This is a genomic window from Sporomusa malonica, assembly GCF_900176355.1.
Lineage (GTDB): Bacteria > Bacillota > Negativicutes > Sporomusales > Sporomusaceae > Sporomusa > Sporomusa malonica.
This window is the reverse complement of sequence record NZ_FWXI01000046.1, coordinates 1-10,464: the sequence shown is the minus strand read 5'-3', so window position 1 is coordinate 10,464 and position 10,464 is coordinate 1. Positions and strand designations below refer to the sequence as shown.

9 protein-coding genes and 1 pseudogene are annotated in these 10,464 nt (G+C 42.1%); 8 read left to right on the top strand and 2 right to left on the bottom strand.

Annotated features, from left to right (window positions below; all coding sequences use genetic code 11):
* A pseudogene (locus B9A22_RS24420) lies at positions 1–236 on the bottom strand (hypothetical protein); the annotation flags it as partial.
* Between the two features lie 243 nt (positions 237–479).
* Here B9A22_RS24420 and B9A22_RS24415 point away from each other — a divergent pair.
* Genes B9A22_RS24415 through B9A22_RS24400 form a run of 4 tightly spaced genes read left to right on the top strand, consistent with a single transcriptional unit; the run spans position 480 to position 7,136 of the window.
* The gene (locus B9A22_RS24415; protein WP_084578539.1) at positions 480–2,459 is read left to right on the top strand and encodes a glycosyltransferase family 2 protein; all 1,980 of its coding nucleotides are present in this window, start codon (positions 480–482) and stop codon (positions 2,457–2,459) included.
* Positions 2,456–4,204, top strand: a complete 1,749-nt coding sequence (locus tag B9A22_RS24410) for a glycosyltransferase (protein ID WP_084578538.1) — start codon at positions 2,456–2,458, stop codon at positions 4,202–4,204. Before B9A22_RS24415 ends, B9A22_RS24410 begins: the two co-directional genes overlap by 4 nt.
* Positions 4,183–5,637, top strand: a complete 1,455-nt coding sequence (locus tag B9A22_RS24405; protein ID WP_084578537.1) for a glycosyltransferase family 2 protein — start codon at positions 4,183–4,185, stop codon at positions 5,635–5,637. Before B9A22_RS24410 ends, B9A22_RS24405 begins: the two co-directional genes overlap by 22 nt.
* Positions 5,634–7,136, top strand: coding sequence for a glycosyltransferase (locus B9A22_RS24400; RefSeq protein WP_245824132.1), 1,503 nt, complete (start codon positions 5,634–5,636; stop codon positions 7,134–7,136). Before B9A22_RS24405 ends, B9A22_RS24400 begins: the two co-directional genes overlap by 4 nt.
* A 58-nt stretch (positions 7,137–7,194) precedes the next feature.
* Here the strand turns inward: B9A22_RS24400 and B9A22_RS24395 are convergent, their stop codons facing one another.
* On the bottom strand, positions 7,195–7,722 hold the full coding sequence (locus tag B9A22_RS24395) for a DUF3794 domain-containing protein (RefSeq protein WP_084578535.1): 528 nt from the start codon (positions 7,720–7,722) through the stop codon (positions 7,195–7,197).
* A gap of 338 nt (positions 7,723–8,060) precedes the next feature.
* On the opposite strand from B9A22_RS24395, the gene B9A22_RS24390 reads away from it, so the two are divergent.
* The 4 genes from B9A22_RS24390 (at position 8,061) to B9A22_RS25125 (ending at position 10,375) form a co-directional block, all read left to right on the top strand.
* Positions 8,061–8,612 carry a DUF3794 domain-containing protein gene (locus B9A22_RS24390; protein ID WP_084578534.1) on the top strand — a complete coding sequence of 184 codons (552 nt, stop codon included), beginning with the start codon at positions 8,061–8,063 and terminating at the stop codon, positions 8,610–8,612.
* A gap of 32 nt (positions 8,613–8,644) precedes the next feature.
* Complete coding sequence (locus tag B9A22_RS24385) at positions 8,645–9,268, top strand: DUF3794 domain-containing protein (protein WP_084578533.1); 624 nt, start codon at positions 8,645–8,647, stop codon at positions 9,266–9,268.
* 23 nt (positions 9,269–9,291) lie between these two features.
* Positions 9,292–9,855, top strand: coding sequence for an SPOCS domain-containing protein (locus B9A22_RS24380; protein WP_084578532.1), 564 nt, complete (start codon positions 9,292–9,294; stop codon positions 9,853–9,855).
* A 256-nt stretch (positions 9,856–10,111) separates the two neighbouring features.
* Positions 10,112–10,375, top strand: coding sequence for a hypothetical protein (locus B9A22_RS25125; RefSeq protein ID WP_139796387.1), 264 nt, complete (start codon positions 10,112–10,114; stop codon positions 10,373–10,375).
* The last annotated feature ends 89 nt before the right edge of the window (positions 10,376–10,464 follow it).

The following is a 10,464-nucleotide window of genomic DNA, read 5'->3' as shown; positions in this document are numbered from 1 at the left end:
GTGCAGATAGGAAGAGCAGCATCGGCGCTAACCGGAGTAGTAGCAGTGGTGCAGATAGGCAGCGAAGTAGCGGTACTGATAGGCACAGTAGCAGTAGCGCACATAGGCAGCGCAGTAGTAGCTATAACATCTAAGCTGCCGGAAGAGTCGGTGTTTAATGCTGTACTAAGATCACTACCATATATTTGCACCTTCATTTGTTGGGCTTGGTCTTGGAAAACCTTAAAGTTAGGCATAGTCTATATTTCCCCCTTAATTAAGTTGAATTTCTGCAAAAGCAGGTATTTAAGAGGTGGCATGGATATTTAACATAATAAGCTAATGTCTACCTCATGATGTAGTCTATGACCTTTAATAAGTAAAGGTTAATGTGATGAACATAAAATATGGATAGTTTCTCTATGTAATTTAGTGTATGCCGTGAGGCACCATGCTGACTGGCGGAACATATATTAAATACAAATCCGGGGGGTGGAGAAATGCCTGTAATTAGCTTATGTATGATTGTTCGTGATGAAGAAAAATGTATTGCCAAATGTTTAGCCAGCGTCAAAGGGGTTGCAGATGAGATAATCATCGTCGATACAGGTTCTAAGGATGAGACAAAAAAAATTGCCGCCGGTTTTGGCGCCAATGTGATAGATTTTATTTGGACTGGCAGCTTTGCTGATGCTCGCAATGCGTCCCTTGAAGCAGCCAACGGAGATTGGGTGCTGTTCCTGGATGCCGACGAATATCTTGAACCGTCTTGCCATGGGGCGCTGCGTAAGAACATTGCTCAAGCTGATGTAGAAGGATACTATATCCCGGTTGTTAATATCTATGGCAGTGAACAACAACCTGAGCAGTGCCGGGACATATTGTTCCGCTTGTTCCGTAACCGCAGTGAATATAGATTCCGTGGTATTATTCATGAACAAGTGTTAAATTCAATTTTGGAGAAAGATAGCAAGGCCAATATTGCTATAGCTCATGATATTACCATCTATCATTATGGATATTTAGACAGTCAGGTTCAGGAAAAAGATAAGATAAATCGCAATCTTGAATTTCTTGCACAGCAGATCAAAGATTCACCCGAAGACAAGTATGTACTTTATCAATATGGATTAGAGCTTTATCGGGCGGAGCGCTATGGGGAATCCATCGAGATGCTGAAAAAATCGCTAGCCGGTTTAGCTCCGGGTGGACCCGAAAGCATGTATCTTCCCAAACTAATCCGCCTGATTGTTATGGCTCATTATCAGGCTCGTAGATATGAAGAAGCTGTTGAATATGTTAAATATGGTTTGTCTATATATCAAGATTACGCTGATTTGTATCACTATGGCGGGCTATGTTTCTATGAGCTCAGGGCTTATGGCACTAGTTTTGAATACTTTATGAAGTCTACAACGCTAGGTGAACAATCTTACGTATATGGTTCGTACCCTGGTGTAAAAGGTTTTAAAAGTTATTTTTACATGGGGAAAATTTGTGAAGAGTTTGATAGTGAGGAAGAAGCTCTTGGGTATTACTTGGTAGCTTTTCGGGAGAACCCTTCTTTTCATATAGCGTTAGAACAGATGGTGCGAATTTTGGTGAAGGGTGAGGAAAGTGACGATGTAAGAATTGCCCTTGCTAATATGTGTGAGTGTTGTACGGCAGAGGCTAAATTCATATTAGGGCGCATGTTGTTTATTGAACGCTCTTATAAACTAGCAGGGGAATATCTCGAGGCAGCGGCTGTGGGTGGACTAAACACAGCCGAGGTTAATATCTGCCGAGCTATTTGCCTTGCGCAGCAGGATAGGGTTATTGAGGCTTTAAGAATTCTTGATGAATATGTAAATGACAGCGAACATTATGTAAGAGCAATATTTAACAAAGCCATTATTCTCTGGCTTCAGGATAATGCTTTCAAGGTGCGAAGTATTACCGATAGTCTGATTAAAATGGGTTTGGATGATGATTTTATGGCAATCGTTAAGTTAATAAGGTCGCGGCCCAATGAGCAAATGGATTTTGTAAGCTTAAGGCCGGACTCATCGGAGCTACTTTTTGATATATTACTGAGAGCCATGGATCACGGAGACTTTAAAAAGGTGGATGACATTTTAGCTGGGATGCATCATGAGTGGATAACGGTGCATGCCTATAGGCTTATGCAGATGTATCTAAGACATAACAGGCTTAACGATGCAGAGCGGTATGGACATATATACTTAGTTAGTACTCAGGAAAGCTTTGATGCACTTGTATGCATGGGAGTTATAAAAAGTAAAAAAGAAGAGTATTGGGAGGCAGCCGAATATTACCGAGCCGCCGTTACTATCGCCCCCTGTAGTCCCAAGGCATATGTTAACTTATTGAAGATGTATGACAAACTTTGTCTGGAGACTTTAAAGACTGCTGTTAAAAACCATCCTGATGTTGAGCTGTTTAAAGCTATGCTGGAGCAGGAGGCGGCAAGGCAATGACAGGGCTGATCAGTATTGCTATGATTGTAAAAAATGAAGAAAATATGCTGAGAGCCTGCTTAGATAGTGTTAAAGCGGTAGTTGATGAGATTGTGATTGTGGATACAGGATCAGTTGATAAGACCGTAGAGATAGCAAAAAGCTACACCGATAAAGTATATAGTTATTCATGGCAGGGAGATTTTAGTGCTGCGCGTAATTTTGCCATCGACCAGTGCAGTTGTGAGTGGATTCTGTATTTAGATGCAGATGAACGCTTAGCGGTCAGGCCTGAATCCTTGCGAGAGCTAATTACAAGTACAACTAAAGAGGCCTTTATAGTGCCGCTTAAAAATTATTGCGGTCCTGGCTGCAGTGATTATAATGTAATCGGCGTATTAAGGCTGTTTCGCAACCTGCCGCATTATCGCTTTATTGGAAAAATACATGAACAAATCGGTATTGCAAACCAAGAAGTTGTCGGTCACAGTGATTTTCCGGTTATCAGTCACAGTTATATAAATACAGGCCGTCGGCAGGATAAACGCAGGCGAAATATGAGCATGCTTGCAGAACAGTTAAAACATGAGCCGGAGAATGAGGCTTTTATAAAATATTACCTGGGTTGCGAATGGTTGGGATTGGGACGGTATCTGCAAGCCTACGCTTGTTTTCGTTGTGCCTATGAGCAGCTTGATGAAAGCCATATATTTTTCAGGTCAAGTGCTGTCCGGAGTCTGGTTGCTTGTTTAAGGGGGATGGGAAGGTTTGAGGAGGCTTTGGCCATCTGTATGAAAGAAACAGCGGTATATCCGGAATATACCGATTTGTTTTTTGATGGCGGGGTAGTGTTGGAGCAACTTGGAGAGTATGAGATAGCGCTACGATGGTTTAAGGCTGCTGTTGATTTAGGGGCGCCGCTTATTGTGTACCAGCATAGCAATGGTACGGAAGATTTTTTATCTCAATATCACTTAGGACATTGCTGTCAGATTCTGGGGAAGTACGAGGAAGCTGCTGAGTGGTACGAAAAGGCGCTTGAAGCAAACAAAAATTATATGTACCCGTTATATGGGCTGTTTATGGTACTGGTGACTAAGAAAAGCTGCGAGGAATTATTAATCACCTTCACAGAGCGGGGTTATGTATCGAGTTATGAGAGTCGGCTGGCGTTGGCGGCGCTTTTTTTTGCCAGCAGCCGACCTGATTTAGCGGTAAAAGTATGTAGTCAAGCAGAAAGCCAGATCATTCCTTCAAGTGATCTGGCTAAGTATTTACTGTATAGTGGTCATTTTAAGCAGGCACTCAAGATGATAGAGGCGCTTCAAACAAGGCAAGACTTGAATGACGCTGTACTAATGAAGTTGGAAATAATCTGTTATATATTTCTGCGTGAGTTAGGCGCCGCTAAGGCAAAGTGCCTAACTATGTGGCGATATGGGCCCTTGCGTGCTGATGCTATGGCTCTTTTAGCTCTTGTTAAAAGATTAGGGGGCAGCAGGCTGGCGATCAGTAAAAAATATGAGCCTGTTTTGGTAGACAGCTTGCTAAGGATAATGGCTGATTGTGTGCGTTCGTATGGTGAAAATTCAAGCATATTTATACAGGTGGCCAAGTGCTGTGAAGAGATCATGAGCGACTTAGAGCAGGGCAGTAAAGCCTTACTTGATTTTTGGCAGAGTGAGATAAAGGGCATAGAGATGCTTCTTGATGTCAGGTATAAAAGTATGCGAGGTTTATATGTATGGCAAAAGGCTGGTCGCTGACAGTTTGTCTTATTGTAAAAAATGAGGAGCATTGTTTAGGTGATTGTCTTGACAGTATTAGAGCCTGGGCAGATCAGATCGTGGTTGTAGATACAGGCTCAACCGATAACACGGTTCAAGTTGCCAGACAATATGATGCACAAATTGAGTATTTTCAGTGGGAAAATGACTTTGCTAAAGCACGTAACTATTGTCTGCAATTTGCTGTAAGTGATTGGATTTTGGTGTTAGACGCTGATGAACGGTTAGCAGGAAATAGCGAAACTCTGCCAGACTTGGTGGCTAAAGATTATGAAGGCTATTACCTTACGATAGTAAGCCCTCTAGGAGCGGGGAAAATTGAGGCAGAAGACCATGTCGTGAGATTATTTCGTAATGGCCGGGGGTATAAATTTTCCGGAGCAATACATGAGCAGATCGCAGGCAGCATAAAAGAGCTTGAAGGCCAGGATGCTATCGGTTTTTCGGGTATTATTGTCAGACACCGGGGTTATGAGCCTGAAGAAATTTTATGCAAGCAAAAAATAGTACGAAATAGCCAGATAATTAAAAGTCAGTTAGCTGAGCGGCAAGATGACACATTTATGCTATACAGCTTGGGGACTGAACTTATACAACAAGAGCAGTATGGAGAAGCATGTAATGTACTTATGAAAGCGCTTAAACATATGACTGGGGGAGAAGGGTACTTTAGGGAGGTTATACTGCTCGCGCTTATGGCCAGTCTCAAAAATAGTGCTTATGTAGAAGATGAAGGCTTGTTTGTTAAAGCCCTGGCAACCATGCCTGCGGACAGTGATATATTATTTTTGGCAGGGCTGCGGCAGGCGGCGTTAGGAAATTTTAGTCTTGCTGGGGAGATGCTTGCCCAAGGGGGTATTAATACCGTACTAGTGCCGCCACAGCTGATTAATGCAATCGTTGGAGAACTATTTTATCGGCAAAAAAGCTGGCAGGCGGCGCTTCAAAAATTTAAGCTGTCACTGGAAGCTGGACCTTCGCTATATAGTGCGGTGAGGATGATAGAGGTTCTACGAAAGGGAGAAGCAGGGGCTGTTAAAGCTTTGGCGTATGCCGTGGGTGAAGACGCCGTCAAGCTGGCTCATGAGGCTGTTCTAATAGGAGATTATTATGCGGCTGCGGTCATTTGTCTTGCTGCCGCGGAAAGGGATGTTGGCGAAAGTTTTAATCAGTGGAAAGATTTATATCAATCCATCATAAAACAAGCAGGCAGTATGCCAGCTATTATTAAAGACTACCTGGGGATTTTGTGTCAGCAAATGGAGATATGCAAGGTTGCTTTAGCAACGGACAAAGAGTGCCTAGTCGTACAGAGCTATCTGGAAAAGGCTGTTAATAGAAGTCTTGGGGTATGGTTAACGCTCTGGCCGGAGCATGTCGTGCCGATAAATATTTGGGAGTGTTGCTTGTGATTAAAGTAGTCGTTGGCAGTCCGGTAAAGCAGAAACCTGCTATTCTGGAGCAGTTCCTGCAATCGCTAGAGAACCTCGACTATGAGGGGTTAACTGTAGAATATGTATTTGTTGATGATGATGAAGGATGTAATCTGTTGTACGCCTTTGCTGGTAAGTATGCTAACACAACGATATTTAAAGGAGATAATCCCTTAGAATATCATTGTGATGAAGAAACACATTGCTGGCAGGAAAACCTTATATGGAAAGTTGCTGCCTATAAAGACAGAATCATAGAGTATGCTCTGCAAGCAAGAGCAGATTATCTATTTTTAGCTGATTCAGATCTATATTTGCATCCGCAGACGGTTAAGCATCTACTCAGTTTGAAAAAAGATATCGTATCTGAGGTGTATTGGACTAAATGGGCACTGCAGTTTGCTCCTTTACCGCAGGTATGGGTAGGAGATCAATATAGGTTATTTCATGCAGAGCGCGGGGTAGAGTATAGCTCGGATGAACAAGCGATGAAAAGCCAAGAGTTTATCGATATGCTGAAAAATCCCGGGGTTTATAAAGTTGGCGGGCTGGGAGCCTGTACGCTGATCAGCCGCTATGCGCTTGAGAGAGGGGCGAATTTCAAGGAGATATATAATCTTGGTTTTATTGGGGAAGACCGGCATTTCTGTGTGCGGGCGGTAGCGCTAGGGTTAGAGCTGTACGCCGATACTTGGTATCCGCCGTTTCATATCTACAGGGAGTCGGAACTTGTGAACCTGGCCAAATATAAACATAGAATAGCGAGAAATACAGAACATCCCAAATTGACGGTAGGCATGTTAGTGAAAAATGAAAGCGGCCGATATTTAGAGAGGGTGCTGCAACATATTGCTCAGTATGCAGATGAAGTGGTGATTTTAGATGATGGCAGCACAGACAATACTGTCGCCATCTGCCGCGAAAAATTAGTAAATATAGTTCATTGCATTGTAGAAAATAGCATAAGTGGTTTTAGTAATGAAGTGGAACTCCGTAAAACGTTATGGGAGCTGGCTGGGGGTACTAATCCGGATTGGATCATGATTCTAGATGCTGATGAAATTTTTGAACATAAAGCGGCTGAGGGAATTAGGGAATTAATTAAAGATGATAGCGTAGATGTGGTTTATTTCCGGTTATATGACATGTGGAATGAAAGCAGCTATCGTGAAGACAGTTACTGGATTGCTCACAGAGTATATCGGCCATTTTTAGTAAGGTATCGCTCAGGATATAAGTATGAGTGGCAGGAACAGCCGCTGCACTGCGGCAGATTCCCAATAAATATATTTGACCGCACAGGCAAGCAAAGTCAATTGCGTTTACAGCATTTTGGCTGGGCGCGGCCGGAAGACAGGGTAGCAAAATATTTCAGATACAAAGAGCTGGACCCAAAAGCTAAATACGGAGTCCAGGAACAATACCTTTCTATTCTTGACCCTAAGCCTAATTTAATAAAGTGGCGAGATGACGAGTAATTATCATATATTCATGAGAAAACACACTACAATTTATAAATGCAGTGTGTTTTCTTATTTAAGGAGTCTGTTGGTTGTGGGATTGATCGGTACCTAGCTCAGGACGGCAAGTAGGCGTAAATACTTCTGGGTTACTTGACTCAAAGAGATTGACAAAACATGGATGGCACTGATGGGGGGGCAGTGAATGATATGCTCGTGCCAGTTTTACGCCCAAAATCCTTACATTTAGAGAGATTGCTAGCTCTCTTGAGTTAGTAAGATGTAGTTGCTCTGTATTAATATCACATTTCAGATAAGCATTCATGCCTGTGCGTGCACGGTAATGCACAAAGGTTTCGTCAAATGGCAGCCTAAAAAATATAAAAGTTACAGGTTGTGTGCCGTCGTGAACAGCTGCCACGTATTCTGCACAAATGCTGATATAGCCGGTAATACGCATTTGTCTAGGTGATACTACGCATTGCTCAATTATTGGTGTTGATGTTACGCGAAGTAGAAAATCAATGTCCGGTTTATCACCAGGGAGTGTTAAGTTACTGTTGGTGGCAAACTGACGGGCTCTTCTGTGCTTCGAACGAGCCATACTCTTTCCTCCTTAATCTAATGATATACGCTCTGCATGCAATTATATGTATTGTTTCTGGAGCTTTATTAGTAGTTTATGATTTTAAGTGAAATGTGTTCCGTATATAACCAAAAACTAGCTACTTGTTTACATAAATATTAACAATTGAAAAAAATATGTTTTTACTAATCTTTTGTGATATTGGATTATCTAGCAGTAATACAGCGTTTTCTAGCGTTTATGTAGCCGTGTTTTGGAACTACCGAACAGTATACTACATATAATGAAGCAGATGAATAAAATACATCCGAAGTTTTTCTAACAGCCAATTATCCAAATAGTAAGGAGGAATATACATGGATGACAGCTTGGTTACCGTTGCTGGGCTCTGTGACATTAGAGGAATCAAATTTACAAAAGGAGTAGATAATTTTTGGACTCAAATCTCGATCCAGGAGAATTTAAACATTCCTGATATAAAACCAGAGATCGAGCAAATCACAGGAGTAAATGTGGCAGTAAGGATCATTAGAAAGAAGGTAATTGTAACACCTAGTACAGACTCGTGTCCAAATTTTGAAGGCAAATTACTTACAGGGCGGAAACTAATTGTTGAAGGAGAACTTTGCCAGACAATATCCTATATTGCCGCTCGCTGCGAACAACCTGTACATTCAGCTCGTTTTGTCATCCCGTTTTCCGCTTTTATCGTCATTCCCAAGTCGGTGCGGGTATGGTACAAAGACGACGATCAAGAGGTAGATTCGCTGCATACTACTTACCAGATTAATACTTGCTTAGAAGACGTGTTTGTCAAAAAAATTACTCCAAGAGAGATATTTGATAATGTAATGTTACTACTACAAGCTGTACCAGTTACAGCCAACATTTGTCATGATGAGCATTAGTCAGACAATATGTTCAAAAAGGAGGAAGAACTATGAGGTATTGCGATAAAGAACCTGACAAAGAGAGTGTTAGCATAGAGTCCGTGGATTGTAGAGTTATGGGTAAGTTTCAGAAACCAAGGCGGACTGAACCGGAGGATCGAGCCCAACTTCTGACTATTAGCGGTATCTGCTCCCCGGAAAAGCTAGAAAAGTTTTTAGATTGCGGTGATATCCGGCGATGGACGGAGCTGGTGGTACCGGAAGTATTATGTATTCCATCAGTTAAACCAGATATTGAGCAACTGATAAGCATTTCTGCTGCTGTGGAAATTATCTGTGAGCGGGTAATCAGCACACCATTCAAAACAACCAACCCCAAACTGTGTCCTCCTATTTTTAATCAGGAAGGTACAGCAATAACCGGAAAGAAACTGGTGATAGAAGGAGTTCTGCGCCAAAAAATTGTATATTCTGCGTGTCAGACGCAAAGTGTGCATGCTGTACATTTCGATACGCCGTTCTCGGCGTTTATTGTCCTTGATCCACAGGATCCTCTCACAAGAAAATTTAAGGTAGACGTCTGCATCGAGGATATTTTTGTCACAGATATTACCCAACGAAAAATATTTAAAAATGTTACATTGGTCATTAGGGCGTTGCCCCACTTACGCTAACGAGAACAAGGAGGTGTACACTGATGAAAGTATGTCAATGCTTTGGACAGAACGTTGTTGAGATAATAGGCTTGTGTGATCCGGCCGAAGTGACTGTACTTGTGGAGCGGCAGGATGAAGATGATTGTGTTGAGGTAGGAGCCTGGACGCAAATATCTGTTCCAGAATTATTTAGACTACCTGCTGACAAACCTAATATCGGAACGATTGATAAAGTGTTTGCTGAAGTAAAAATTATTTCAACTAGAATTGTAAATACACCAATAGGGCCTTGCCCCACAAAAGAAAATATTGAAGGCACCAGGCTGACTGGAAAGAAACTGGTAGTTGAAGGCGCATTAAGGCAGAAGCTCGTTTATACTGCAGCCAGAGCGGATCAGCCGGTTTTTACTACGCATTTTGACGCTCAATTTTCGGCATTCATCGTTTTGGCACCACATGCCGATCATAAAGATTTTTGCGTAGAGGCCTGTATTGAAGACGTATTTGCAATACCATTTAATCCAAGAGAAGTATTTAAAAATGTAACGCTGTTTTTGCAGGCAAAACCAGTTAGTGATAACGATAGTCGTGTTTATTTTGAATGAACATATAATTGAATAAATATATTAATAGTAAAAAGAGGTCTCCAAAAAGCTAATTAGCTTTTTAGGAGACCTCTTTGCTATACGTTTAGTCTTCGTATTTAAATGCGAAACCACTTCCAACCCTAGTGTACGGCTGAATAGCGGTTGGTGCATGAAAACCATCGGGGAGAACAGGATCTCTGCCCTGTTGCTTACAATAACCGCTGTTATATGACTTGTAGTTATATTTGTAAGAGGGCGGCTCATAATCGTAGTTATGATGTGGCTTGCAGTCATAGACGTGAGAAAGGGGCTTACAATCGCAGTTATGATGTGGCTTGCCGTTCTGGTTGTGAGAAGGAGAATTATAATCAACGCTGTGATTCGGCTTGCAGTCATAGACGTGAGAGGGAGGCGTATAATCGCCGCTATGATGTGGTTTGCAGTCATAGTTGTGAGAAGGGGGCTTACAATCGCAGCTATGATTTGGCTTGCAATCCTGATCGTGAGAGGGCGGTTTGCAATCGCAGCTATGATGTGATTTGTAGTCCTGGTAGTGAGAGGGTGGTTTGCAATCGCAGTTGTGATGAGGTTTGCAGTCGTCATTGTGATGAGGCTTGCAGTCGTCAT

What these genes read in the sequence shown, in the direction of transcription:
- B9A22_RS24385 (WP_084578533.1), top strand. Translation starts at nt 8,645, where the DNA reads ATGAGGTATTGCGATAAAGAACCTGACAAAGAGAGTGTTAGCATAGAG.
- B9A22_RS24410 (WP_084578538.1), top strand. Translation starts at nt 2,456, where the DNA reads ATGACAGGGCTGATCAGTATTGCTATGATTGTAAAAAATGAAGAAAAT.
- B9A22_RS24395 (WP_084578535.1), bottom strand. Translation starts at nt 7,722, where the DNA reads ATGGCTCGTTCGAAGCACAGAAGAGCCCGTCAGTTTGCCACCAACAGT.
- B9A22_RS24405 (WP_084578537.1), top strand. Translation starts at nt 4,183, where the DNA reads ATGGCAAAAGGCTGGTCGCTGACAGTTTGTCTTATTGTAAAAAATGAG.
- B9A22_RS24390 (WP_084578534.1), top strand. Translation starts at nt 8,061, where the DNA reads ATGGATGACAGCTTGGTTACCGTTGCTGGGCTCTGTGACATTAGAGGA.
- B9A22_RS24380 (WP_084578532.1), top strand. Translation starts at nt 9,292, where the DNA reads ATGAAAGTATGTCAATGCTTTGGACAGAACGTTGTTGAGATAATAGGC.
- B9A22_RS24415 (WP_084578539.1), top strand. Translation starts at nt 480, where the DNA reads ATGCCTGTAATTAGCTTATGTATGATTGTTCGTGATGAAGAAAAATGT.
- B9A22_RS25125 (WP_139796387.1), top strand. Translation starts at nt 10,112, where the DNA reads ATGATGTGGCTTGCAGTCATAGACGTGAGAAAGGGGCTTACAATCGCA.